26 protein-coding genes and 2 pseudogenes are annotated in these 24,425 nt (G+C 65.8%); 18 read left to right on the forward strand and 10 right to left on the reverse strand.

Annotated elements, in window-relative coordinates:
* Nucleotides 1-98 precede the first annotated feature (98 nt).
* Both xseA and E3U25_RS05360 read left to right on the forward strand, forming a co-directional pair.
* Nucleotides 99-1,658 carry an exodeoxyribonuclease VII large subunit gene (gene xseA, locus E3U25_RS05355; RefSeq protein ID WP_072460890.1) on the forward strand — a complete coding sequence of 520 codons (1,560 nt, stop codon included), beginning with the start codon at nucleotides 99-101 and terminating at the stop codon, nucleotides 1,656-1,658.
* A gap of 113 nt (nucleotides 1,659-1,771) precedes the next feature.
* Complete coding sequence (locus tag E3U25_RS05360; protein WP_024844753.1) at nucleotides 1,772-2,095, forward strand: 2Fe-2S iron-sulfur cluster-binding protein; 324 nt, start codon at nucleotides 1,772-1,774, stop codon at nucleotides 2,093-2,095.
* 17 nt (nucleotides 2,096-2,112) lie between these two features.
* Here E3U25_RS05360 and E3U25_RS05365 read toward each other — a convergent pair whose 3' ends face one another.
* The 6 genes from E3U25_RS05365 to E3U25_RS05390 form a co-directional block, all read right to left on the reverse strand.
* Nucleotides 2,113-2,760 (reverse strand): TetR/AcrR family transcriptional regulator, encoded by a 648-nt coding sequence (locus E3U25_RS05365; protein ID WP_036754071.1) that lies wholly within the window; start codon nucleotides 2,758-2,760, stop codon nucleotides 2,113-2,115.
* 84 nt (nucleotides 2,761-2,844) lie between these two features.
* Nucleotides 2,845-4,665: a translational GTPase TypA gene (gene typA / locus E3U25_RS05370; RefSeq protein WP_116221010.1), complete on the reverse strand. Its 1,821-nt coding sequence runs from the start codon at nucleotides 4,663-4,665 to the stop codon at nucleotides 2,845-2,847.
* A 77-nt stretch (nucleotides 4,666-4,742) separates the two neighbouring features.
* Nucleotides 4,743-4,877: a hypothetical protein gene (locus E3U25_RS05375; RefSeq protein WP_255469680.1), complete on the reverse strand. Its 135-nt coding sequence runs from the start codon at nucleotides 4,875-4,877 to the stop codon at nucleotides 4,743-4,745.
* A gap of 42 nt (nucleotides 4,878-4,919) precedes the next feature.
* Nucleotides 4,920-5,348 (reverse strand): protein tyrosine phosphatase family protein, encoded by a 429-nt coding sequence (locus E3U25_RS05380; protein ID WP_036754001.1) that lies wholly within the window; start codon nucleotides 5,346-5,348, stop codon nucleotides 4,920-4,922.
* Between the two features lie 112 nt (nucleotides 5,349-5,460).
* On the reverse strand, nucleotides 5,461-6,144 hold the full coding sequence (gene gph, locus E3U25_RS05385; protein WP_116221009.1) for a phosphoglycolate phosphatase: 684 nt from the start codon (nucleotides 6,142-6,144) through the stop codon (nucleotides 5,461-5,463).
* A complete protein-coding gene (locus E3U25_RS05390) occupies nucleotides 6,145-6,696 on the reverse strand; it encodes a thioredoxin family protein (RefSeq protein ID WP_036754006.1) in 552 nt (183 codons plus the stop codon). It abuts the gene before it with no gap.
* 546 nt (nucleotides 6,697-7,242) lie between these two features.
* Here E3U25_RS05390 and E3U25_RS05395 point away from each other — a divergent pair.
* From E3U25_RS05395 to E3U25_RS05420, 6 genes are all read left to right on the forward strand, one after another.
* A complete protein-coding gene (locus tag E3U25_RS05395; protein ID WP_244294942.1) occupies nucleotides 7,243-7,830 on the forward strand; it encodes a DUF6634 family protein in 588 nt (195 codons plus the stop codon).
* Nucleotides 7,827-8,021 carry a hypothetical protein gene (locus E3U25_RS05400; RefSeq protein ID WP_244294941.1) on the forward strand — a complete coding sequence of 65 codons (195 nt, stop codon included), beginning with the start codon at nucleotides 7,827-7,829 and terminating at the stop codon, nucleotides 8,019-8,021. Before E3U25_RS05395 ends, E3U25_RS05400 begins: the two co-directional genes overlap by 4 nt.
* 74 nt (nucleotides 8,022-8,095) lie before the next feature.
* The gene (locus E3U25_RS05405) at nucleotides 8,096-9,208 is read left to right on the forward strand and encodes an AAA family ATPase (RefSeq protein WP_116221008.1); all 1,113 of its coding nucleotides are present in this window, start codon (nucleotides 8,096-8,098) and stop codon (nucleotides 9,206-9,208) included.
* A 95-nt stretch (nucleotides 9,209-9,303) separates the two neighbouring features.
* Complete coding sequence (locus E3U25_RS05410; protein WP_116221007.1) at nucleotides 9,304-9,777, forward strand: DUF6634 family protein; 474 nt, start codon at nucleotides 9,304-9,306, stop codon at nucleotides 9,775-9,777.
* 1 nt (nucleotide 9,778) lies between these two features.
* Nucleotides 9,779-10,597 carry a metallophosphoesterase gene (locus E3U25_RS05415; protein ID WP_116221006.1) on the forward strand — a complete coding sequence of 273 codons (819 nt, stop codon included), beginning with the start codon at nucleotides 9,779-9,781 and terminating at the stop codon, nucleotides 10,595-10,597.
* A 1-nt stretch (nucleotide 10,598) separates the two neighbouring features.
* The gene (locus E3U25_RS05420) at nucleotides 10,599-11,006 is read left to right on the forward strand and encodes a hypothetical protein (RefSeq protein WP_116221005.1); all 408 of its coding nucleotides are present in this window, start codon (nucleotides 10,599-10,601) and stop codon (nucleotides 11,004-11,006) included.
* Between the two features lie 95 nt (nucleotides 11,007-11,101).
* Here the strand turns inward: E3U25_RS05420 and E3U25_RS05425 are convergent, their stop codons facing one another.
* A complete protein-coding gene (locus E3U25_RS05425; RefSeq protein ID WP_116221004.1) occupies nucleotides 11,102-13,330 on the reverse strand; it encodes a heavy metal translocating P-type ATPase in 2,229 nt (742 codons plus the stop codon).
* Nucleotides 13,331-13,423: 93 nt separating this feature from the next.
* Here E3U25_RS05425 and E3U25_RS05430 point away from each other — a divergent pair, with 93 nt between their 5' ends.
* Complete coding sequence (locus E3U25_RS05430; RefSeq protein WP_116221003.1) at nucleotides 13,424-13,858, forward strand: MerR family transcriptional regulator; 435 nt, start codon at nucleotides 13,424-13,426, stop codon at nucleotides 13,856-13,858.
* A gap of 96 nt (nucleotides 13,859-13,954) precedes the next feature.
* Here E3U25_RS05430 and E3U25_RS05435 read toward each other — a convergent pair.
* A pseudogene (locus E3U25_RS05435) lies at nucleotides 13,955-14,501 on the reverse strand (L,D-transpeptidase).
* Nucleotides 14,502-14,644: 143 nt separating this feature from the next.
* Between E3U25_RS05435 and E3U25_RS05440 the strand changes: the two are divergent.
* A pseudogene (locus E3U25_RS05440) lies at nucleotides 14,645-14,932 on the forward strand (hypothetical protein); the annotation flags it as partial.
* 17 nt (nucleotides 14,933-14,949) lie between these two features.
* Here the strand turns inward: E3U25_RS05440 and E3U25_RS05445 are convergent.
* Nucleotides 14,950-15,627, reverse strand: coding sequence for an ArsR/SmtB family transcription factor (locus tag E3U25_RS05445; RefSeq protein ID WP_116221002.1), 678 nt, complete (start codon nucleotides 15,625-15,627; stop codon nucleotides 14,950-14,952).
* A gap of 76 nt (nucleotides 15,628-15,703) precedes the next feature.
* Between E3U25_RS05445 and E3U25_RS05450 the strand changes: the two genes are divergently transcribed.
* From E3U25_RS05450 to E3U25_RS05465, 4 genes are read left to right on the forward strand one after another with little or no spacing between them, the layout of a single operon-like run.
* Nucleotides 15,704-16,441 (forward strand): MBL fold metallo-hydrolase, encoded by a 738-nt coding sequence (locus E3U25_RS05450; RefSeq protein ID WP_116221001.1) that lies wholly within the window; start codon nucleotides 15,704-15,706, stop codon nucleotides 16,439-16,441.
* 8 nt (nucleotides 16,442-16,449) lie between these two features.
* The gene (locus E3U25_RS05455) at nucleotides 16,450-17,679 is read left to right on the forward strand and encodes an MFS transporter (protein WP_208861519.1); all 1,230 of its coding nucleotides are present in this window, start codon (nucleotides 16,450-16,452) and stop codon (nucleotides 17,677-17,679) included.
* 45 nt (nucleotides 17,680-17,724) lie between these two features.
* Entirely contained in the window at nucleotides 17,725-18,078 is a 354-nt protein-coding gene (locus E3U25_RS05460; RefSeq protein ID WP_116220999.1) for a DsrE/DsrF/TusD sulfur relay family protein, read from the forward strand.
* A gap of 35 nt (nucleotides 18,079-18,113) precedes the next feature.
* A complete protein-coding gene (locus E3U25_RS05465) occupies nucleotides 18,114-18,818 on the forward strand; it encodes a class I SAM-dependent methyltransferase (RefSeq protein WP_116220998.1) in 705 nt (234 codons plus the stop codon).
* A 114-nt stretch (nucleotides 18,819-18,932) separates the two neighbouring features.
* Here the strand turns inward: E3U25_RS05465 and E3U25_RS05470 are convergent, their stop codons facing one another.
* On the reverse strand, nucleotides 18,933-20,207 hold the full coding sequence (locus E3U25_RS05470; RefSeq protein WP_116220997.1) for an NAD(P)/FAD-dependent oxidoreductase: 1,275 nt from the start codon (nucleotides 20,205-20,207) through the stop codon (nucleotides 18,933-18,935).
* Between the two features lie 255 nt (nucleotides 20,208-20,462).
* Between E3U25_RS05470 and E3U25_RS05475 the strand changes: the two genes are divergently transcribed.
* The 4 genes from E3U25_RS05475 (at nucleotide 20,463) to E3U25_RS05490 (ending at nucleotide 24,415) form a co-directional block, all read left to right on the forward strand.
* Entirely contained in the window at nucleotides 20,463-21,650 is a 1,188-nt protein-coding gene (locus E3U25_RS05475) for an MFS transporter (protein ID WP_116220996.1), read from the forward strand.
* A 15-nt stretch (nucleotides 21,651-21,665) separates the two neighbouring features.
* Entirely contained in the window at nucleotides 21,666-22,205 is a 540-nt protein-coding gene (locus E3U25_RS05480; RefSeq protein ID WP_116220995.1) for a prolyl-tRNA synthetase associated domain-containing protein, read from the forward strand.
* A gap of 32 nt (nucleotides 22,206-22,237) precedes the next feature.
* Nucleotides 22,238-23,416: a trans-sulfuration enzyme family protein gene (locus E3U25_RS05485; RefSeq protein WP_116220994.1), complete on the forward strand. Its 1,179-nt coding sequence runs from the start codon at nucleotides 22,238-22,240 to the stop codon at nucleotides 23,414-23,416.
* Nucleotides 23,417-23,479: 63 nt separating this feature from the next.
* Nucleotides 23,480-24,415, forward strand: coding sequence for a homoserine O-succinyltransferase (locus tag E3U25_RS05490; protein WP_116220993.1), 936 nt, complete (start codon nucleotides 23,480-23,482; stop codon nucleotides 24,413-24,415).
* Nucleotides 24,416-24,425 lie beyond the last annotated feature (10 nt).

A 24,425-nucleotide genomic window follows, 5' to 3' on the forward strand; every position in this document is an offset into this window, starting at 1 on the left:
CTTTGCGAATGGTCCCGCGCCTTCTAGGAACTGGCCCGCGCCGGATCAATACCCCAAGCCCCTTGATCCTGCCCGCGGCCCGCGCCACAACCGGGGACATGGAACTCTTCGAAGACGCAGCCCCCAGCAATATCCACGAATTCACCGTCTCCGAGATCTCGGGCGCGGTGAAGCGCGTGCTCGAGGGCGAGTTCGGCCGCGTCCGCGTGCGCGGCGAGATCGGCCGCGTCTCGCGTCCCTCGTCGGGGCATGTCTATTTCGACCTCAAGGACGACCGCGCGGTGATCGCCGCCGTGACCTGGAAGGGGCAGGCCGCGCGGCTCTCCACCCGCCCCGAGGAGGGGATCGAGGTCATCGCCACCGGCCGGCTGACCACCTTCCCCGGCCAGTCGAAATACCAGCTCATCGTCGAGGAGATCGAGCCTGCCGGCGCCGGCGCGCTGATGATGATGCTGGAGAAGCGCCGCAAGGCGCTGGCGGCCGAGGGGCTGTTCGACGAATCGCGCAAGCGCCCGCTGCCCTATCTGCCGCGGGTGATCGGCGTCGTCACTTCGCCCTCGGGCGCAGTGATCCGCGACATCCTGCACCGGCTCCGCGACCGCTTCCCGACGCGGGTGCTGATCTGGCCGGTAGCCGTCCAGGGCGAGGGCTGCGCGCCGCAGGTCACGGCCGCGATCCAGGGCTTCAACGCGCTGCCCCAGGGCGGGGCGATCCCGCGCCCCGACCTGATCATCGTCGCGCGCGGCGGCGGCAGCCTGGAAGACCTGTGGGGCTTCAACGAGGAGGCGGTGGTCCGTGCCGCCGCCGCCAGCGAGATCCCGCTGATCTCGGCCGTGGGGCACGAGACCGACACCACGCTGATCGACTTCGCCTCGGACCGCCGGGCGCCGACGCCCACCGCCGCGGCCGAGATGGCGGTGCCGGTGCGCGCCGAACTGGCCGCCCGGCTGGCCGAGATCCGGGCCCGGATGATGCGCGCGGCCCAAGCCCGCAACCAGCGCCAGCGCCAGCGGCTGACCGACCTGGGCCGCGCGCTTGGCCGGCCGCAGGCGCTGACCGATCCGGCGCGGCAACGCTTCGACCTGTTCGCCGAGCGGCTGGAGCCGGCGCTGCGCGGTTTCGTGCGTGCCCGCCGCGACCGGCTGAACGCCCTGCCGCTGTCGCTGTCGGCGCTGCGCACCATGCTGCGCAGCCGGCGCGAGGCGTTGCAGGCGCAGGGGCAGCGGCTGCCGCTTTGCCTTGCGCGGCTTGGCCGGAGCCGGGCCGAGCGCCTGGCCGAGCTGGGCAGCCGGCTGGAGCGTGCCCGCGCGCGGATGCTGGCCGATGCCGCGCGCCAGACCCGGCGCGACCGCGACATGCTGGACCGGCTGGCCGCAAGGCTTGCCGCTGCCGCCGCGCGCATGCTGCCGCCCCGCCGCGAGGCGCTGGAGCGGCTGGATCGCCTGCGCCAGACGCTGGGCTATCGCGAGACCCTGCGCCGCGGATTCGCCGTCGTGCATGGCCCCTCGGGCCTGTTGACCCAGGCGGCCGAGGCGGCGCAGACCCCGCGCTTCGAGATCGAGTTCCTGGACGGCCGGCTGGCGGCGCGCCCCGACGCGCCCCCGGCAAAGCCCGCCCGCAAGCCGCCCGAACCCAAGGGGCAGAAATCGCTTTTCTAGGCGGCCCTGTCCGAGGACAGGGGCGGGCGGGTGCGGGGAACCGCCGCGCGGGCGGGGCTTTTCTCTGGCGGCGCGATGACCTATCTGCGGCATGAAGCGCAAGGAAGGCACCCATGGCCAAGATCACTTACATCGAGCACAACGGCACCGTCCACGAAATCGACGTCAAACCCGGCATGACCGTGATGGAGGGCGCGCGCGACAACGGCGTGCCCGGCATCGACGCGGATTGCGGCGGCGCCTGCGCCTGTTCGACCTGCCATGTCTATGTGGCGCCGGAATGGGTGGACCGCCTGCCGCCCAGGGATCCGATGGAAGAGGACATGCTGGACTTCGCCTGGCAGCCCGATCCGGTGCGCTCGCGCCTGACCTGCCAGATCAAGGTGACGCCGGAACTGGACGGTCTGGTGGTGAACCTGCCCGAACGCCAGATCTGAGCGGACCGGCCCGCCGCTCAGGCCTTTTCGCTGGCGGCGGGTGCGGATGCGGGCGCATTGGCCCGGACCAGGTTGCCCATGAACTCGGTGAAGATCCGTTCGGCAAGTTCGCGCGTCGAGCGGCCGTCGCCGTCGAACCAGGGATCGGTGCTGCGGGTCACGAACATCATGTTGCCGCCCTTGACCAGGCAATGCAGCATCATGGTCGAGATCTCGATGTCGGTATCGGGGGACAGGATGCCCAGCCGCTGCGCCTCGGACAGCTTGCGGTGATAGAGGTCGCGCATCGAGCTGGTGTAGCGATGCAAGGCGCTGTCGGGCTTGATCGGACCGCAAAGCCCATCGACCAGAAGCCGGAACAGCGTCGGATTGGCCTCGGCCCAGCCCAGATAGCTGTGGGCGATCGAATGCATCTGTTCGATCGGGTCGCTGGTATTGGCCTGGATCACGCCCTCGCGCAGCGCATCGTTGAGCAGGGTGACGGCGTGATAGATCAGCCCCTCATGCAGTTCCTCGGTCGAACTGAACATGCTGCGGATCTCGTCCTCGCTCGCCTCGGTGCGCGGGGCAAGCTCGGCGAGATCCACGGGAAGCTGACCGGTTTCCTCCAGATGCTGCTGGGCGGCGAAGATCAAGCTTTGATAGATATTGCCCCGGCCTTCCATCAGCCGCTCCTGAAACAATTCGTCTCAAATCTAGCAGAGTTTTTCCGCCGCGAAAGCCTGTAATCCCAAGCGGCGGAAAGAAGCTCAACCCTCGGCGCGGGACTGGCGCTTGCGTTCGTGCGGGTCCAGGTGACGCTTGCGCAGGCGGATGCTTTTCGGCGTGACCTCGACCAGCTCGTCATTGTCGATATAGGCGATGGCCTCTTCCAGCGACATGCGCACCGGGGGCGTCAGCCGCACCGCCTCGTCCGTGCCCGAGGCGCGCACGTTGGTCAGCTTCTTGCCCTTGAGCGGGTTCACTTCCAGGTCGTTGTCGCGCGAATGCTCGCCGATGATCATGCCCTGGTAGACCTGTTCCTGCGCGCCGATGAACATCTTGCCGCGCTCTTCCAGGTTCCACAGCGCATAGGCGACGGAAACCCCGTCCTCCATGGAAATCAGCACGCCCTGGCGGCGGCCCTGGATCGGGCCCTTGTAGGGCGCCCAGCTGTGGAAGATGCGGTTCAGCACGCCGTTGCCGCGGGTGTCGGTCATGAACTCGCCCTGATAGCCGATCAGCCCGCGCGAGGGCACATGCGCGACGATGCGGGTCTTGCCATGGCCTGCGGGCTTCATCTCGACCAGGTCGCCCTTGCGGGCGCCGGTCAGCTTGTCGATGACCGCGCCGGTGTATTCGTCGTCGACGTCGATGATGGCTTCCTCGATCGGCTCCAGCCGGACGCCGTCCTCGTCGCGGAAGATCACGCGCGGGCGCGAGATCGACAGCTCGAACCCCTCGCGGCGCATGTTCTCGATCAGCACGCCCATCTGCAATTCGCCGCGGCCCGAGACGACGAAGGCGTCGCCGCCCGGCGTGTCCTCGACCTTGATGGCGACATTGGTCTCGGCCTCTTTCATCAGCCGTTCGCGAATCACCCGCGACTGCACCTTGTTGCCGTCGCGGCCCGCCAGCGGGCTGTCGTTGATGCCGAAGGTGACGCTGATCGTCGGCGGGTCGATGGGCTGGGCGGGCAGGGGGGTCTCCACCTCGGGCGCGCAGAGCGTATCGGCCACGGTCGCCTTGGACATGCCGGCGATGGTGACGATGTCGCCCGCCACCGCCTCGTCGATGGGCTGCTGGTTCAGGCCGCGGAAGGCCAGCACCTTCGAGATGCGGAACTGCTCGATGCGCTCGCCGTCGCGCGACAGCGCCTTGATCGTGTCGCCGGCCTTGGCGCGGCCGGCCTCGACCCGGCCGGTCAGGATGCGGCCGATGAACGGGTCGGCGCCCAGCGTGGTCGCCAGCATCTGGAAGGGCTCGTCCTGGCGCGCGATCTGCTTGGGCGCCTCGACATGGCGCAGCACCAGGTCGAACAGCGCCGACATGTCATTGCGCGGCCCTTCCAGCGTCTCGTCGGCCCAGCCGCCGATGCCCGAGGCGTAAAGATGGGGGAAATCAAGCTGTTCGTCGCTGGCGCCCAGGTTCGCGAACAGGTCGAACACCTCGTCCAGCGCCTTGTCCGGGTCGGCGGCGGGCTTGTCCACCTTGTTCAGCACCACGATGGGCCGCAGCCCCAGGGCGAGCGCCTTGGAGGTCACGAACTTGGTCTGCGGCATCGGGCCCTCGGCGGCATCGACCAGCAGGCAGACGCCATCGACCATCGACAGGATGCGCTCGACCTCGCCGCCAAAATCGGCGTGGCCGGGCGTGTCCACGATATTGATGCGGGTGCCCTTCCACTCGACCGAGGTCGCCTTGGCCAGGATGGTGATGCCGCGCTCGCGCTCGATGTCGTTGCTGTCCATCACCCGCTCGGCCACGGCCTGGTTTTCGCGGAAACTGCCCGATTGCTTCAGAAGCTGATCGACCAGGGTCGTCTTGCCATGGTCGACATGGGCGATGATCGCGATATTGCGGATGTCCATAGGGGGCCTTTTTCAGAATTTGCGCCCCCGGTAACGCAGAGGGGCGCGAAAGGCCAGCGCCAATCGCAGGCCCGATGTCAGCGCAGGCCCAGGAGCCCGAGGATGAACAGCACCACGACGACAAGGCCGACGAGATAGATGATCGAGTTCATGACGGATTCCTCCCCTGGGCCGGCCGGGCGGGAGATCCGCCCGATCGCTGGCTGTCGCATGGGAAACCCGCCGCGGCGGCCAAGGTTCCAGCCCGACGGCAATCACGCATCCGGCGGGGCCAGTGATTCGATGAGCGGCCGGATACCCGAAAGGTCGTAGCCGGCCCGAGCGGCGGTATCGAGCAGGTCGGCAACCGGCTCCTGCCCGGCGCGGGCCAGCGCCCAGAGCACGGTCGAGCGGTTGCCGGACCGGCAATAGGCCAGCTTGGGTCCGGGCGTGGCCAGGGCCTCGGCCTGGGCCGAGATCATCTGCGGCGTGATCTGGCCGGGGGTGAAGGGGTTGAAGTGATATTCCATCCCCGCCGCCTCGGCCGCCGCGCGCATCGCCTCGTGATCCTCGTCCGGGCCGACCTCTTCGTCGGGGCGGTTGTTGATCAGCACGCGAAAGCCGGCCTCGGCCAGGGCCGGCAGATCCTCGGGGCGGATCTGGGCCGCGACGGCCAGGTCGGGGGTCAGTTGTCGAAGGTCCATGCAGGGTTCCCTTGGCTGCGGTCGGGCCGCGACGGCGGCATGTGGCGACGGTTCCTTGCGTTTTGCCGTTCTGTCAAGCGCCATGGCGCCGGACGGGCCTAGCCGACCGCGCCTAGCCGACCGCGGACGTCTCTTCGACCAGCAGCGGCAGGTGGGCGAAATCGTCGAAGGTGCCGTGATGCGTCATCTGCTCGACCGGGGTCTTGCGATAGCCGCGGGTGAACAGCAGGAAGGGCACGCCGGTGTTGCTGGCGCATTCCTCGTCGAATTCGCTGTCGCCGACATAGACCCCGCGCAGCCTGTCGGGGTCGGCGCCCAGCCCGGCGAAGGCCGCGCGCAAGGGCGCCGGATCGGGCTTGCGCTGGGGCAGGGAATCGCCGCCCACCACGGCGCCGAACAGCTGCGTGATGCCGAAATGGTCCAGGATCGCCCGCGTCGGCCCCAGCGGCTTGTTGGTGCAAAGCCCCAGGGGATAGCCGCGATCGGCCAGGATCCCCAGCGCCTCGGCGACATTGGGATAAAGCCGGGTCAGGCCGGTCGCGTCGTGATAGCGGGTCATGAACGAGGCGACGAGGTCGCGATGCGCCTCGACCGGCAGCGCGGTGGTGCCGATGACGCGCCGCCACAGCAGGTCGACGCCGCCGCCGACGAAGCCGCGCACCTGGTCCAGCGTCAGGGGCGCCACGCCATGCAGGCGCAAGACCGCGTTCACGCAGGCATGGATGTCGGGCACGCTGTCGATCAGCGTGCCGTCAAGGTCGAAAACCACGGGGCAGGGGGCAAAGCAGATGTTCATTCAAGCCTTCCATTTGATCGAGCAACCCATCGAGGCCACCTGTTCGCGCGGGCCCTGCCCGGTTTCGGCGATCTGCGCCATGGCCGCGAACAGTTCGCGCGGGGCGTCCGGCGGTGCCGGATTGCGGCCCGAGGCGTCCAGCCTGCCGCGATACTGCAATTCGCCCGCGGCATTGTAGCCGAAGAAATCCGGCGTGCATTCGGCGCCATAGGCGCGCGCGACATCCTGGCTTTCGTCATAGAGATAAGGAAAGGTGAAGCCGTGTTTCCGGGCCTCGGCCTTCATCTGCTCGGGCCCGTCCTGGGGATATTCGCCGACGTCGTTGGCCGAGATCGCCACGACGCCCACGCCCAGCTGCTGCAATTCGGCGGCGTCGCGCCGGATGCGGTCGATGACGGCCTGCACATAGGGGCAATGGTTGCAGATGAACATGACCAGCGTGCCGCGCGGCCCGGCGATGTCGCCGAACGAGAACATGCGCCCATCGGGATCAGGCAGGGTGAAGTCCGGCGCCCTGGCACCGAAATCGCAAACCGGAGGACGAACGGCCATGGGCTCTCCTTGCTCGTGACCGCCGCTGGGTCTTGCGGGCGGTGGCTGTGGAAATTTGCGGTGGATTCGTCTGGCAGACTATGATGCGGAAAAGCGGAAAGGAAGTGCCTGCGCCGGACCTGGCCAATAGGTCGCAGGTCGCATGGGCTTGTGCGGTTGGGTTCTAGGCTGATTTTACTTACATAAGACGGATTATCCGTGAAGCTCATGTAGAAGGGGTGGATTCTATTTTGAATCGCGACCAGCCATGGTTTTTGAATCGGCGGGCAAAAAGAAGCCATTATGGCCGTTTCGGCGACCATCGGTCGGCCATATGTGTGCCATTGGATCGTCGTCTTGATCGATGTTGAGATATTTCAATCGCTTGCAGTCATGCGCGACTTTCTCGTCTTCCCCTTCCAACCAGAGGCCGAGGCCACCGCGATACTCGTTCGGCCCGATTGACGCAGTGGGAACATTTCAGCAACATCTCAGGCACTGACCAGCGATAGCCTCGGAGCACTGGCTGGCCAGCTACAATGTTGTCGCTGCTGCGTCGGAGAATCTTTGTTCCCTGAACGGCAGGTTATGCTGAAAGGTCCGCTGAAGATGCTGTCCCCTTCTATCAACTCACTCGCTCCGACTGCCGAGCAGTTGCCGCCATCCCCTCACGGCCACTCAAAGCTCACAGCAGCCCGCGCATCGACCGTCGAGACGCATTTCGGGCGCATTCTCGCCTTGCTTGGCGCAGACCCGCCCTGCCCCAACGATCTCGCACAGGCGATCGTCCTTGAGGCCTGGCAGCCCTGCCTTTCCATGCAAGGGTTTCCTGCGCTTTGGGGAGTGCTGATGGATGATCCCCGCCTCGGGCGCCGCCCTGTGTTGACACCGCGACTGCTGGTGATTGACCGATCTGACCGCTGGGCCCGCAGCTTGCAGGGCTTGATCCGTCTGGGTCTTTCCTTCGCCCAGCAACAGGCACTGGCACCCTCGCATTTGAACGGCATCGCGCGCCAGATACGCATGATCGAGGCCGCAGGCCATATGCCCATCGACCCGAGGATGCTGGAAAGCCTGCTTTCGGAATTTGCTCGGACTGTTCGCCTGATGCATGCCTGCCGGCCACCCCCTACCCGCTTGAGGGCCGCGCAATGAGCTCCCCCACCGGCAGCTTTCGCATTTTCCTGGCATCTGAGCCGATCGGTTTCCGCAAGGTCATGGACGTGCTGGTGGCCGCTGCTGGTCTGGGACGGCGCCGGCCTGGTCCTGACCATGAAGCGCCTGAACGGCGGGCAGTTCACCTGGCCGAAGCGAATCTGCGCGGCCTGATCTTCACCGGCGCCTGACCTACACCCCCCAACACGTCTTCCCCGGCCGGGCTTGCCCCGGCCGACAGCCCCCTCATGCCCGGAGTATTCCCATGTCCAGAACCACCCCCTTCATCGAGGCCCGCTTCTTCAGCGCAAGCGAAGGCCGCATCGAGCTCGACACCCGCTTCAAGAAGCATCTACGCAAGCTGCGCTGCAAGCGGCTTCCCCCAGAGTTTCTGGCCCCACCCGACGAGGACGACGCCGCCTGCGACAGGGCAGACGTCGATCCGATGGATATCATCGGGATCAGCGCCGATGATGCGGCGCGCATCCAGCGCCGGGTCAAGCGGATCCTGGAATGCCGCAAGGCGGCCTCCGGTCTCGAACATCTGAAGTCCGATGATCGCGAGCGGCTGGAGGTGTTGAAGGACGGCGCCCGGCTGATCTCCATCCGGAACGAGCATCACGCCGACGAATTGGCCGCAGCCTTGCACAAGGACATGCCCTGGATGGCCCCGGCCACCGAGGTGGTCTGGCACGCTGCGCGCCGCTCGGTGCGCGAGGGTTGTCCCGGGCTCCGCGTGCCGCCCCTTCTGCTTCAAGGCCCGCCCGGGATCAGCAAGAGTTTTTTTGCGCGCCGTCTTGGCGAGTTGCTATCTGCGCCAACCTCCGTGATCGAGGCCACCGGCGAGAATGCCAGCTTCGGCATCGTCGGTTCGCAGCGTGGCTGGGGCGGGTCCTGCCCGGGGCGCCTGATCGAAACCATTCTGCAAAGCCGCATCGCCAACCCGGTCATGATTGTGGACGAGGTGGAAAAGGCAGGCGTGGCGGTGTCCATGAAGGGCCAGGCCTTCGGCCTGGCCGAGGCGCTTTTGCCGCTGCTGGAGCCGCTGACCGCGACGCGCTGGAGCTGCCCCTATTACCAGGTGAAGTTCGACATGAGCTGGGTGATCTGGGTGCTGACCTCGAATGATTACCGGTTGCTGCCGGAGCCGCTTCTCAGCCGCTGCCCGCCGATCCGGCTGCGTCATCTCACCCTTGCGGAACTGGTCGCATTCGTTCGCCGCGAGGGCAAGAAACGCGCACTTTCCGAGACGGCTGTTGAAGCGATCTGCGAGGTCCTCTCCCATCCCTCCCTGCAACAGCATCACCCCAGCCTGCGGATCGCCACCCGGATGCTGCAACGCGCCGCCGATCTGGAGCAGGGACCGACGCTCCACTGAGCCGGCCATTCCCTTTTTCTGACCTCCCTGAATCCAACGCGCCTGCGGCATCGCCCCAGCCGCCCTCCTCATGCCATCGAAACGGAGACATCATCATGAAGCTCTCACCCAGCGACCGTGAATGGTTCGACAAGGTGCTGCGCGCCATTACCGCCGCCGAGGCCGGGCCGACCGAAGAAGATATCGCAACCGCCCCGGTCCTGTCCGACTGGAAAGCGGCGATTTCGCCCGGCGGGCATGTGATGCTGTGGGGCGAGGTGACCGATCACCCGCTCCTCGGCAATGCAAGCATCCATACCTCCCAGCTGATCGCGATCGATCCCGAGGCCGGTTGGGCCCGCACCGCATCGCGCTGGTATCGGCTCGGCCGGTCCATCGACGCCCTCGAGGCGGAACTGGCTGATTCCATGAACGGAAAGGCGAAGCTTGCGGGTTTCTTCCAGTTCGCCCTGCCGGGATTCGCCAATATCAACGACCCGGAGCTGCTTCAGAAGCTTCTGGCCACATATATCGCGCGGGTGCGCGGGATCGACGCGGCGGATCGTGCCGCCTCCGGACGGGAGGGCTGACATGCACTGGTTCACCGCCGATCCGCATTATTCGCACGGCAACATCATCCGCTTCTGCGACCGCCCCTTCACGGATGTGGCCGCGATGAATTCCCACCTGCTGGCCGAGTGCCGGGCACGGGTCGGGCCCGATGATGACCTGTGGATTCTGGGAGATTTCACTGCGGGCAGAGCCAGCGATAGGCAGCGGCGTGAGGTGCGCACGATTTATCATGCCCTGCCGGGCCGCAAGCATCTGATCCGGGGCAATCATGATGAAGACTGGATCTGCGATCTGCCGTGGAATAGCGTGGCGGAAACGGCGGATATTGTCGTGGACAAGCGCCGGCTGTTTCTCTGTCACTATCCCATGATCACCTGGCCCGGCGCGCGGCATCAGGGGCTGCAACTCTTCGGCCATGTGCATCAGAATTGGCGGGGCAGCCGCAATTCCGTGAACGTGGGTGTTGATGTCTGGAATTTCCGGCCGGTCACGCTGCCCGAAATCGAGCGCCGGGCAGCCAAGCTCCCCGTCAATCCTCTTTGGGACCAGGTCGAACCCGGTCGCGCCTGGCCCACGGTGCTTTGCGCGGGCTGTGGCCGGATCCTCGATCCGGCGCTGGTTTCCGGGCAGGCCGTGGTGCGTAACGGGCGGATCGTCGTGGCCGCGACGGGTGAGACGATCGTCACCCTGGGAACGGCCATGCGCAAATGGCTGCCGGAGGGCCGGCATGTCTGCCCGGAATGCATCGGCGGCTATCTTTCCGTCAGCGAGGTCACGCTGCCGGCCGGGCTTGCCTTCGATGAGATGCGGAACCGGGCCGTTCCCAGGGGGAAATAGAATGCCACCGGAACATTTCACCGCCAAACCCGGCGCCGAGGAGCGCCTCCTGGCCAGCCTCAACCTGATCGATGCGGCGCAGGCCTGCGCGCTCTTGCGCATCGAAACGGATGATCCGGAAGGAATCATGCAGGCCATGGTCCGCGATGATGCCATCATTGCACTGGTTCACAACGGCAGGACCATGTTCCCGCGGTTTCAGTTAGACTTGGCGAACTGCCTTGTCTTTGCTGTCGTCCGTGACATCCTGAAGCTCAGGCCGGTTCATATCAGCAACCTGAGGCTCTGCTATTGGCTGACCCGCGCCCACATCGATTTCGGCTGTGCCCCGGCGCAACGGTTCGGGAAAGATGACGCGGCAGTTGTCGCGGCATTCGGGCGATATATCGAGCCTGAGCGTCATGGGTAACTTTGACAAGGCCGAGAAACCCCGCATCCCGATGCCCGAAATGATCGCCAGACAGGCGATCAGGATCAGCTATGCGGCCAGGGCGAGGAGGCTCATTATGCTTGCTCCGGCCGGAAGCGCAGCAGGCGCAGGGCATTCAGCGTCACCAGCACGGTGGCGCCGGTATCGGCCAGGATCGCGATCCACAGCCCGGTGATGCCGAGGACCGAGGTCACCAGGAACACCGCCTTCAGCCCCAGCGCGATCGCAACGTTCTGACGGATATTGCCCATCGTCGCCCGTGCCAGCCGGATCAGCGCCGGAACGTCCGCCACCCGGTCGCGCAGGATCGCCGCATCCGCCGTCTCCAGCGCCACGTCGGTGCCCGAGCCCATCGCCACCCCGACGCTCGCCTGCTTCAGCGCCGGGGCGTCGTTGATGCCGTCGCCGATCATCATCACGCCCCCCTGCGCGGCCATCTCGCGGATCGCGGCCAGCTTGCCTTCGGGCAGCATCCCGGCGCGATGGTCCATGCCAAGGGCGCCCGCGATGGCCTCGGCGGTGCGCGGGTTGTCGCCGGTCAGCATGACCGCGCCGACATCCAGCGCGCGAAGCTGGGCCATCGCCTCGGCGGCATCGGCGCGCGGCTCGTCGCGCATGGCGATCAACCCCAGGGGGCGGCGCGCGCGAAAGACCGCGACCACGGTCTTGCCCTCGCTTTCCAGCGCGGTGGCGCGGCGGATCGCATCGGCTTCGATTCCGCCCTGCTCGGCGGCATGGCGGGGCGAGGAGACCCATGCGGGCTCGTCCGCGACGACCGCCTCGACCCCCCGGCCCACCAGCGCCCGCGCCTCGCGCGCGGGCAGCGGGGCCACGCCCGCCTCGGCGGCACGCGCCAGGATGGCCTGCGCCAGCGGATGGCTGGAGCCGGCCTCGACCCCGCCCGCCACCGCCAGCAGCCCGGCCTCGTCCACGCCGGCGGCCGGCACCAGGTCGGTGACCACCGGCCGGCCATGGGTCAGCGTGCCGGTCTTGTCGAAGGCGACTTGGTTGACCTTGGCCGCGGCCTCGATCACCGCGCCGCCCTTCATCAACAGCCCGCGCTTCGCCCCGGCCGAGAGCGAGGAGGCGATCGAGGCCGGGACCGAGATCACCAGCGCGCAGGGGCAGCCGATCAGCAGCAGCGCCAGGCCGCGATAGATCCAGCTCCCCCAGTCCGCGCCGAATGCCAGCGGCGGCACCAGCACCACCAGCGCCGAGACCGCCACCACGGCGGGCATGTACCAGCGGCTGAAGCGGTCGATGAAGCGCTCGGTGGGGGCGCGGGCTTCCTCGGCCTCCTCGACCAGGCGGATGATGCGGGCGATGGTGTTGTCCGCAGGCTCGCGCATGACGCGCACGCGCAGCGCCGCCTCGGTATTGATCGAGCCGGCGAAAACCCCGTCCCCCGGTCCCTTGGTCACCGGCACGCTCTCGCCGGTCACCGGGCTGTCGTCGATGCCGCTCGTGCCCTCGGCGATCGCGCCATCGGCGGGGATGCGGTCGCCGGGACGGACCAGCACGACCTGGCCGATCTCCAGGCTGTTGGCGGGAACCTCCCGCGTCTTGCCGTTCACCTCCAGCAGCGCCGTTTTCGGCACGAGGTTCGCCAGCGCCCGGATGCCGTCGCGCGCCTTGCCTGCGGCGACGCCCTCCAGCACCTCGCCCACAGCGAAGAGGAAAACCACCAGAGCCGCCTCCTCGGCCGCGCCGATGAACAGCGCGCCCACGGCGGCGATGGTCATCAGACTCTCGATGGTGAAGGGCTGGCCCATGCGCAACGCCTCAAAGGCGCGCTTCGACACCGGGGCGACGCCGATCAGGCAGGCCAGGACGAAGGCCCAAGTGCCCCATTCGGCCGTGGTCAGCAGCTCGAAGGCCCAGGCCGCCGCCAGCAGCACGCCGGTCAGGATCACCAGACGGCCCTTGGCGGTGCGATACCAGCTTTTGTCGCGCTCGGCGGGGTCGTCATGGCCGGCATGGTCGTGGCCTTGCGCTGCCGGGACGGCTGCCTGCCCCGCCGCTGCCCCTGGCTTGGCATCCGGCAGCACGAAGGCTTTCTTGCGGGGCGCCTCCTGCCCGCGTGGCGCGATGCCGAAGCCCAGCTTGCGCACAGCATCCTCGATCTGCTCGCGGCTGGTCCCGCCCGGTTGCAGGGTCAGCGACAGCTTCTCGGCCATCAGCCCGACCGAGACCTCGCCCACCCCCGGCATCCGCTCGACCGCCGCCGAGATCTTGCGGGTGCAGGCGGCGCAATCCATGCCCGTCACCGTCCATTCGAACCGTTCGGCCTGTTCGTCACACATCGCTCATCTCCTGCCCGCACGGTCCGCAGGCCCTTGTCCTCGATGATTCGGAAACCTAATCTCTCTAGCAACTAGAGCTTCAAGGGGTTTCTCATGCTCTCCATCGGAAAACTCGGCGCAGCGACCGGGGTGAAGGTGCCGACCATCCGCTATTACGAGCAGATCGGCCTTCTGCCCGAAGCCGAGCGCAGCGCCGGCAACCAGCGCCTTTACGGGCCGAAGACACAGGAACGGCTGGGGTTCATCCGCCATGCGCGCGAGTTGGGCTTCCCGCTGGAAGCGATCCGCGAATTGCTGAGCCTGTCCGACCGCCCCGACATCCCCTGCGCTGCCGCCGACGAGATCGCCACGCGCCAGCTTGCGGCGGTCAATGCCCGCATCGAGCGGCTGCAGGCCCTGCAAGCTGAGCTTGAGCGCATGATCGTCCAATGCGCCCATGGCAGCATCTCGGACTGCCGCGTCATCGGGGTCCTGGCCAACCACGGGCTTTGCCTGCATGACGATCATGGCGCGGCGGGAGCCGAATAGCCGCGGCTCCTTGCCAATCGATGTATGAACGGAAGTGATCATCCGCGATCCTCCGGGCTCCACAATCCGCCGCAGGACGAACCTGCGGCGAGGTCCTTAAAACACGGCAACCTGCGTGCCGATCTCGGCCAGCCCGTAAAGCTTGGTGACATGCTCGTTATAGAGGCCGTAGCAGCCGTTGGACGACATGCGCCCGATCTTGCGGGTGTCATGGGTGCCGTGAACCAGATAGGCGGGCCAGGCGAGATAGAGGCCGTAAGCGCCCAGGGGATTGTCGGGATCGCCGCCCTCGACGCGCAAGGGCAGGTTCGGATCCTTCCTGCGCATGTCCGGCGTCGGCGTCCATGGCGGGTTCTTCGCCTTGCGAACCACCTCGGTCTTGCCGCGCTTGGTCAGTTCGTCGCTGATCGGGCCCGAACAGGGATAAGGGATAGAGGCGATAGGTCACCTCGTCGGCGGACCAGTAATGCAGCGCCCGCGACGAGACATCGGCCAGGATCACTCCGAAGCCCAGGCTGCCGAAGTGATCGCTCCAATGCCACATTCGAAATGAAGACTGGTTCCGGCGCTGATCGGTGCTCGGGTCTACCTGCCAGGCGCCGATATCGGGCGCCCGCCCCGGAGCTGGAGGGCCGTAAACCATATTCCCCGTGGTCGGGTCGAACTGTTGCGCAACCGCGCCCATGGCGCCGCTACCGGCACATATCAGCCCGCTCGTCTGCGTATCATCCGCATGCTGGTCACTGCGGGAGCCGACGGGCTGCCGTCGGCCTCGCTTTGCAGGGCGCCTTGATGGCGATTCCAGTTTACGTTGCCTATGCGGTTATCGCTCCTATCCTTGGCTGGAATATCGGAAGGGTCGCCAGAATCTATGTTCCTGGCGGTCGCGCCATCGTCTTCAGCGCCGGAACACGCAATCCCTTGTTCGTATTGCCGCTGGCCTTTGCCGTTCTTGGAGCGATGCCGTTGCTACCAGCCATCATCGTCACACAAACCACGGTCGAATTGGTAAGCGAACTGATCTATATACGGCTCATTCCCAGATTGGGTCTGTCAACTGCTGCAGCGATGTAGTCACATCAAATCTTTTCTTAGCAGGCTGCTGCCTGCGCCTCGACGGCGAACCCTGCCGCCTTCCACTCGGGAAAACCGTCCTCTAGCCGAACGGCCTTGAAGCCTCTGGCGCGCAGCGCGGCGACGGCTTCGACTGCGAATACACAATACGGCCCCCGGCAATAGGCCACGATTTCCGTGTCCTCGGGCAATTCGCTAAGCCGTTGGTCCAGTTCCGCATATGGGATATTGCGCGCACCTGGCAGATGGCCTTGGGCGAATTCCTCCTCGGGGCGAACGTCAAGCACTGTGACCAGACCGGCTTCAAGTCGCTCGGCCAGATCCTCGCGCGTCACCGCCTCCATCGAATCCCGCGCATGGAAATAGTCGTCCAGCACGCGATTGACTTCGGCAAGATTGCGTTCCCCCACCCGGCTGAGCGCGCTGATCAGCGTGACCACCTCGGCATCGCCGGCAAGACTGTAGAGCACATGCTTGCCGCGTCGTTCAGTCTCGACCAATCGCGCCCGCCGCAGGATTTGCAGGTGACGGGACGTGTTGGCAAAGGTCATGCCGGAAAGTGTGCTCAACTCTTCGACCGAGCGTTGACCCTGCGCCAGATATTCCAGCAGTTCCAGCCGGTTCGAATGCCCAAGCGCCTGCGCCACCTCGGCAAGACTCTCGAAAATGGCCTGTTTAGGTCCAGGGGTTGACAACGATCCCTCCGTTGATGCTTCATTCAGCAGAACGATTGAATGAATCGTAGCAGTTTAGTCAACGAAGGGCAACAAAATGATACTGAGGCAATTCCTCCATCTCGAACCCGTCGGTATCTCTTATCTGCTCGGCTGCGGCGGCCAGTCCACCGGCATGGTGGTCGATCCGGTCGGTGACATCCGGCCCTATCTCGATGTTTCCGAGGCGACGGGGATGAAGATAGACTATGTGGTCGATACCCATCTTCATGCCGATCATATTTCGGCCGCGCGCGTGCTGGCGGAGGCGACGGGGGCCAGATACGTCCTGTCCGAGCGCGCGGATGTGGCCTTTCCCTTCACGGCGGCGACCGATGGCGATGAAATCGTCATGGGCAATGTCGTGGTCAGGATCCTTGCCACGCCTGGCCACACGCCCGAGCATATCACCCTGTTGGTGACGGATCGCACGCGAGCCGAAGAGCCCTGGTTCCTCGTCACCGGGCACACGCTCATGATCGGAGATGTCGGCCGAACTGAACTGGCGGTCAGTGCCGAGGAAGGCGCGTGCGACCTGTTCCGCAGTATCCAGAAGCTGAAGGCGCTGCCCGACCACCTTCAGGTTTTCCCCGGCGCCTTTGCCGGCTCGGTCTGCGGCCGCAGCCTCAGCGCCAACCCGATTTCGACGCTCGGATTCGAGAAGCGCCACAACAAGGCATTCGCCATCGAAAACGAAGCCGAGTTCATCGACTTCATGCTGGCAGACATTCCGCCCGCGCCGCCGGAAGCGGCCAGGTTGCGGGCCGCCAATTCCGGCCGGGCGGTGCAGGAATGATCTCGGGCGTGGCATCCGGCAGCCCCCCCATCCGCCTCGGCCTGAAGGAGAACTGGCGGCAGTTCTCGCTGCTCGTGCTCGTCAACGCCTTCGTCGGCGGCATGGTGGGGATCGAGCGAACCGTCGTTCCCCTGATCGGCGCCGAGGAGTTCCATATCGAATCCTCGGCCGTCATCCTGTCCTTCATCATCAGCTTCGGCGTGGTGAAAGCCTGTGCGAACCTGGTCTCCGGCCAGCTTGCGGACACCTGGGGAAGAAAGCGCGTTCTGGTGCTGGGCTGGCTGATGGGCCTGCCGGTGCCCTTCATGATCATCTACGCTCCAAGCTGGAACTGGGTGATCGCCGCCAATATCCTTCTCGGCCTCAGCCAGGGTTTTGCCTGGTCCATGACCGTCATCATGAAGATCGACCTGGTTGGACCGAAAGGGCGCGGCCTTGCCGTTGGCCTCAACGAGTTCGCGGGCTATTTCGCGGTCGGCGCGACGGCTTTCATCACCGGCTATCTGGCCAGCCGCTACGGCCTGCGGCCGGTGCCGATCTATGTCGGCGTGTTCTACGCCATTGTCGGGCTTGCCCTGTCGATCCTCGTGGTGCGGGACACCCGGCACCATGTCGCGCTGGAGGCCAGGGGCGTGGCGCCCGAGGAGGCGCCGCTCAGCTTCCGCGAAGTATTCATGCTGACCTCGTTCAGGAACCGCAACCTGTTCGCGGCCTCGCAGGCGGGCCTGTTCAACAACCTCAATGACGGCATGAGCTGGGGCATCATGCCGCTGTTCTTCGCCGGCTTCGGCCTCAGCGTCGAGCGCACCGGGATTCTGCGTGCCGTTCACCCGATGGTCTGGGGCGTGGGGCAGATTTTCACCGGAATGCTGAGCGACCGCTGGGGCCGCAAGGGGCTGATCGTCGCCGGCATGTGGGTCCAGGCCGGCGGGCTGCTGCTGACCGCCATGACCCGGACATTCGAATGGTGGCTTCTGGCCAGCATCCTGCTGGGGCTGGGCACGGCGATGGTCTATCCCAGCCTGATCGCCGCCGTCTCGGATGCCTCGCATCCGACCTGGCGGGCACGCTCGCTCAGCGTCTATCGTTTCTGGCGCGATCTCGGCTACGCCATCGGCGCGTTGGCCGCCGGGCTGATCGCCGACCGTTTCGGCTTCGGCGCCGCCATCATGACCGTTGCCGTGTTCAGCTTCCTGTCGGGAACCATCGTTGCCTTGTTCATGCGCGAGAACCGCTGATCGCGTTCAGCGCATCCTTTCCAACCCCTGTCGAGGATTGTCCCCATGAAACTGCTCTTCATCCTGAACGAACCGCCCTATGGGAATGAGCGCGTCTATAACGGCCTCCGGCTGGCCGGATCGGTCCTGAAGAACGAGAAAGAGGCCGAGGTGACGGTCTTCCTGATGGCGGATGCGGTTCTGGCCGCCAAGGCCGGCCAGAAGACCCCTGACGGCTATTACAATGTCGAGCGCATGCTGAAGCGCGTCCTGGCCGGCAAGGGGAAAATTCTGCTTTGCGGCACCTGCATGGATGCGAGGGGATTGACCGAGGCGGAAATGATGGAGGGCGCGAAGCGCAGCACGATGGACGAATTGTCGGCCACGACCGTCGCCGCCGACAAGGTGCTGGTGTTCTGAATTGACCGCACCGTTCGCAAGCTGGGCCGACCGGCATGACTGATCCCGCACGGGACGCCCCGCTCGCCAGTGCCTATGCGCGCTGGCGGGCAAGCACGCTTGGCCGGATCACGGACGAGTTGCAGCAGCGGTTGCTGCTCGATCTGATCGGCGAGGTCCGGGGGGCGCGGGTTCTGGATGTGGGCTGCGGTGATGGTGCTCTCGCGATCGAACTGGCCGGGCGCGGCGCATCGGTCAGCGGGGTCGACAAGGATGGCGGGGCGCTGGAGGCCGCGAGGGTCCGGGCCGATCGTGCGGGTGTAACGCTGCATCTTCGCAAAGGTGGAGCGGCGGCCTTGCCCTTCGAGGATGCCGCATTCGACCGGGTGATCGCCGTCACGGTGCTGTGTTTCGTGCCCGATCCCGACCAGGCCATCGGTGAGATGGCCCGTGTGCTGAAGCCCGGTGGAAGGCTGGTCATCGGCGAACTGGGGCGCTGGAACCTTTGGGCGACACAACGGCGCATCGCAGGCTGGCTGGGCAATCCGGTCTGGCGTGCGGCGCATTTCAGGACCGGCGCCGGGCTGCGTGATCTGGCCCGGCGGCAAGGGCTGAACGTGCGGGACACGCGGGGCGCCACCTTCTATCCGCCCTTCGGTGCTGCTGCCTCGGCAATGGCGCGTCTCGATCCCTGCCTGGGGCGGCGAACCACCCTTGGCGCGGCCTTCATCGCCGTAGCCGCCGAAAAGCCCGGCCGGTAGCCCTTGCCCGGCACCGTCTGCCACGCGCTTGAAATACCGGTTGAACAAAAAGGAGGCCGGCAACCGGCCTCCCTCCCGTCTTCCGGCACCGAAGGCCCGATCCGTGCCGGATGATCAGGCTTCGCCGTCGATCAGCTTCATGTAAGGTGCCTTGAAGCCGGTGATGTCCTCTTCCCAATGATTGGCGATCTGCTCCCCGGTCGCGGTCATCAGCGAGGATTCCGGCCGGGTAAACGCCAGTGTCGCCTCACGACCCGCAATCTGCGCCAACAGTTGCTCGACCATGACCGGCACCTGCGCCATCACGCTGCCGGCGGTCTTGGCCATCGGAACACCGGCGATATCCCCGATCCCGAAGACCTCGGGATAGTGTTCATGCCGGAAGGTTCCAGCGTTCACCTCAAGCCACCCGCCGGCGGCAAGATCGCCCTCCTGCCAAGCCAGGGCACTGTTTTTCACCACATCGGGCGCGCGCATCGGCGGCACGATGTGCAGGAAGTCGTATTCCTGTTCCTCGGTCCCATCCGGCGTGCGGAATGTCGCGATCCGACGGCCGGGATCGACGGATGCCAGCACCCGGTTGTAATGGACCACGATGCCACGCTGATCGAAGAACGCACCCACCCGTTCCGCAAGCGCAGGCATGCCGATCAGGCTGCCGGTCCCCGAATTGTAGATGATCTCGGCCTTGTCGCGGGTGCCCTGCTGGCGCAGATGCTCCTCGGTGAAGAACGTGTATCGCAACGGTGCGGCCGGGCATTTTATGTCGGTTGCAGGACGCGCGAAGACCGCCCGCCCGCCTTTCCCGGCAAAGTCTGACATGAGCCCCCATGTCGCGACCGCAGCCTCCGGGCCGAGATAGACGCTGCCGATCCCCTCGCGGCCGATCAGGCCGGCTTCGAAGCCTTCGATGGCACCCGCATCCTGTGCAAGACCAGTAGCAACGACGAGGTAGTCATACGGCACCGTCTGGCCGCTGTCGGTTTCAAGCGATTTGCTTTCAGGATCGAAGGCGGAAACATTCGCCTCGATCAGTTCGACACTTGCCGGCACATGGTCGGTGGTCGCCGAGAGGACATATTCGACGGGCTGCCTGCCCGCACCGACGAGCGGCAGGCCCGGCTGGAAGTAATGCGCCTTCCGGGCGTCGATCAGCGTGATCTTCGCGCCATCCAACGCCGCAGCCAGCCGGTTCGCGACGGCAAGGCCGCCTGCACCGGCGCCGACAATGACGATACGCGCGGAGGTGCCGGTCTTCTCCTGCGCCCATGTGGCGCGGGGGCTTGCGACCAGAGCCGCAGCGCCCGCAGCCGTCATCGCCAACACCTTGCGTCTGTTCATGGCCGACAAGGCGCCCGGCCAGGAGGAGAGTGAAGCGAGCCGATCCATTGCATCCTTCCTTTCATCTGCTGTCTCTGGAGATTTGCAGAATCATTCTCGTTAATGATTGAGTAAAGATCAACCATCTTCAGGGATGCGATGCGCTCCTGCGTCATTCTGTCCGTCCAGGACCCCTGGCTTGGCAAGTCTCTCGAAGATCCACCGGTTCGCGGCGGTCATTGACAAATCGGTCTCAACCGCAGAATCAATCAATCTATGAATTGAGTGATGATTCTTACCCTGCCAGTCACGGAGACCTTGTCAATGATCGCCAACCCGATGCACCGGCAGGTGCTGATCCTTGCCTCGGCGCAGGCTTTGTTCCAGACTGTTTCGGTGCTGGTGATGACGGTGGGCGGGCTTGCTGGCGCGCAGATCACGCCGCGCCCGGAACTGGCGACCCTGCCGATCGCGGCGATGTTCCTCGGCACGGCGCTGATGACCTTCCCGGCCTCGCATTTCATGGCGAAGGCAGGCCGTCGCGCGGGGTTTCTGCTCGGTGCGGGCCTCGGCATCGCCGGCGGCGTGATTGCGGCAGCGGGCATCTGGACGGCGCAGCTTTATCTGCTGTCGCTCGGCACCCTTCTGGTCGGGGCCTATCAGGCCTTCGCGCAATTCTACCGCTTTGCCGCCAGTGAGGTGGCCGACGACGCCTTCCGGCCGCGGGCGATTTCTTTCGTCATGGCCGGGGGCGTGGTTGCGGCGCTGCTGGGGCCGTTGCTCGGCCGTCTCGGCGGGCCGCTGATGGAGCCTGCCTATCTGGGCTCCTTCCTGATCCTCGCCCTTGTCTCGCTGATCGCTGCCGGGGCGCTGACCGGGTTGAAGATGCCGGATGCGAAGGCCGATCACGTCGACACTCACAAGGGCCGCCCTTGGGCCGAGATCGTCCTGCAGCCTGCCTATCTGGTGGCGCTGTTCGGCGCGGCGACCGGATATGGCATCATGATCCTTGCCATGACCGCGACGCCGATCGCCATGCAGCATCATCACCACGATCTCGCGACCGCGGCTACGGTGATCCAGTTGCATGTGCTGGGAATGTTCCTTCCCTCATTCTTCACCGGCTCGCTGATCGCGCGCTTCGGGGTGCTGCGGATCATGCTGGCGGGCGTGCTGATCCTCACCACCCATGTTGTGCTGACCTTCACCGGCACCGGCTTCACCTCCTTTGCCTCGGCATTGGTCATGCTGGGGGTGGGCTGGAACTTCCTCTATATCGGCGGCACCACCCTGCTGACCACGACCTACACCCCCGCCGAGAAGAGCCGGGCGCAGGCCACCAACGACATGACGATCTTCGTCGTCGGGCTGGCCTGTTCATTCAGCGCCGGCGGGCTGTTGCAGGCGCTCGGCTGGCAGACGCTGAACGCGGTGCTGCTGCCCTGGCTGGGGCTGGCCGCGCTGGCGCTGATCTGGTTCGCCGCCCGCGGCCGCGCCGCACAGACCATCTGACAAGCGAGGGACAGGATGAGAGGCGCTTTTCCCGCAAACAAAGTTGATGATGCCGCCCGCGCCCGGCTGTTCGACCGCTTCCACGACCTCAACATCGCGGCGCCGACCGTGCCCTACCCGGCCCACCGGACGGTCGAGGAAGGCAAGGCGCTGCGCGGCACTATGGCGGGCACCTTCACCAAGAACCTGCTGGTCAAGGACAAGAAGGCCCGCCATTTCCTGCTGTCCTTCCACGAGGACCGGGCGCTCGCCCTCAAGATCCTGCATCGCCGGATTGGTGGCAGGGGTCAGGTCGGCTTCGCCTCGGCCGAGCGGGTCCAGGAATATCTTGGCGTCCAGCCCGGAGCGCTGACGCCTCTGGGGCTGATCAACGACGCTACCCATGCGGTGACGCCGGTAATCGACGCCAGGCTGATGGACACGGACCAGCTCAATTTTCACCCGCTGATCAACACCGAAAGCACCGGCCTGCACCCCAAGGAGCTGCTGAGCTTCATCCTGTCCTGCGGGCACGAGCCGATGATCGTCGATTTCGATGCGCCGCTGCCGGAATAGGGGCGGCTTTTTCCATCAACGGAGGATAACCGATGGCAGCCGATCCCAGACCCAGCCTCTCCACGCTTTGCGTGCATGGCGGCGAACAGCTTGACGCGCAGGGCGGTATCCATACCCCGCTCTACAACCATTCGACCTTCGGCTTCCCCTCGACGGCGGCGCTGCTCGATGTGGTCGAGGGCCGGGCCGAGGGCAACCTCTATACCCGCTATGGCCTGAACCCGACGATCAAAGCGACCGAGCGCAAGCTGGCGCTGCTGGAAGGAGGCGAGGGCGCGCTGGCCTTCAGTTCGGGGATGGCGGCCGAGGCGGCGACCTTCCTTGCTTTCTGCAAGACCGGCGACAATATCGTCTGCATCGGCGACGTCTATGGCGGCACCTTCGAGCTTCTGGGCGACAACCTGCCCGACGTGGGGATCACCACCACCTTCCTGCTCGGTTCCGAGATCAACCGGCTGGCCGAGGTGATGACCGACCGCACCCGGATCGTGTTCTTCGAGACGCCCACCAACCCGCAGATGGAGATCATCAATATCGCCGAGGCGGTGCAGGTAGCCAAGGCGGCGGGCGCTCTGGTCGTGGTGGACAACACCTTCGCCTCGCCGGTGAACCAGTCGCCGCTGGAGCTTGGCGCCGATCTGGTGATCCATTCGGCCACCAAATACCTCGGCGGGCACAGCGACCTGACCGGCGGCGTGGTGATCGGCCGAGGAGAACTGCTGACCCCGATCTGGACCTGGCGCAAGAACCTCGGCCAGATGATGGCTCCCGAGGTGGCCTTCCTGCTGGCCCGCAGCCTGCGCACCCTTGCCGTGCGGGTGCGGCATCAGAATGCGACGGCGATGGCGGTGGCGAAATTCCTGCAAGCCCACCCCAAGGTGAAGCGCGCCAACTATCCCGGCCTGCCCGATTTCCCCGGCCACAATGTCGCGGCCACGCAGATGAGCGGCTTCGGCGGCATGATCAGCTTCGTCTATGACGGTGATGCGGCCGCCACGGCGGCGGCGGTGGACAAGCTGAAATACTTCACCATCGCCGCCAGCCTCGGCGGGGTCGAAAGCCTTGTGACCCAGCCGATCACCACCACCCATCATGGCGTGACCCCCGAGGAACGTGCCCGGCGCGGCATCGGGGACGGCCTGGTGCGCCTGTCGGTCGGGCTTGAGGATGCCGAAGATCTGATCGCCGACCTGAAGCAGGCGCTGGACTGATCCGATTTTGCCGAGAGGGCCGCGGCTCTCTCGGCGCTCTGTCGAGTTGAGAGGAGGTGAACCATGCCGATCAAGGTTCCCGACGGGCTGCCCGCCGGCCGGCTTCTGGAAGCCGAAGGCGTCCATGTCATGCGCGAGGCCGACGCCATGCGGCAGGATATTCGCCCGCTCAGGATCGGCCTGCTGAACCTCATGCCCGACAAGATCCGCACCGAGACGCAGTTCATCCGGCTGCTTGGGGCGACCCCGCTGCAAATCGAGCTGTCTCTGGTCAGGATCACCGATCATATCGCCCGCAACACCTCGCCTGTCCATCTGGCATCCTTCTACCGGCCCTGGGCCGAAGTGCGGGCCGAGAAGTTCGACGGCTTCATCGTCACCGGCGCCCCGGTCGAACAGATGGACTACGAGGAAGTTCGCTACTGGCGCGAGATGCGCGATGTCTTTGCCTGGACCCAGACCAATGTTCACGCCACGCTGGCGATCTGCTGGGCCGCTCAGGCCGCGCTTTACCACCACCATGGGGTTTCCAAGCGCCCGCTGCCGCGCAAGGCGTTCGGCCTGATCCGGCACGCCAACACCGCTCCGGCCTCGCCCTTCCTTCGCGGCTTTTCCGACGGCTTCCGTGTGCCGGTTTCCCGCTGGACCGAGGTGCGGCGCGACGACCTGCCGGCCGGGCGCGGGATCCAGGTTCTGGCCGAGAGTCTCGAGAGCGGCCTTTGTCTTCTGCACGATCCCCGGCGCAGGTCGCTCTATATGTTCAACCACCTCGAATACGACACCACCACGCTGGCCGAGGAATATGCCCGTGACGGCGGCGGCCAGCTTCCCGTCGGCTACTTTCCCGGCGATGATCCCGCCCGTCCCCCCGAGAATACCTGGCGGAGCCACGCGCATCTATTCTTCGGCAACTGGCTCAACGAGATGTATCAGTCCACGCCCTACGATATGGCGCGGATCGGCGAGCCGGTGGCAGAAGCGGTCGATCTGGCCTGCTGACGGGCTGCGT

This window comes from Paracoccus versutus, assembly GCF_029909795.1.
Taxonomy (GTDB): Bacteria; Pseudomonadota; Alphaproteobacteria; order Rhodobacterales; family Rhodobacteraceae; genus Paracoccus; species Paracoccus versutus.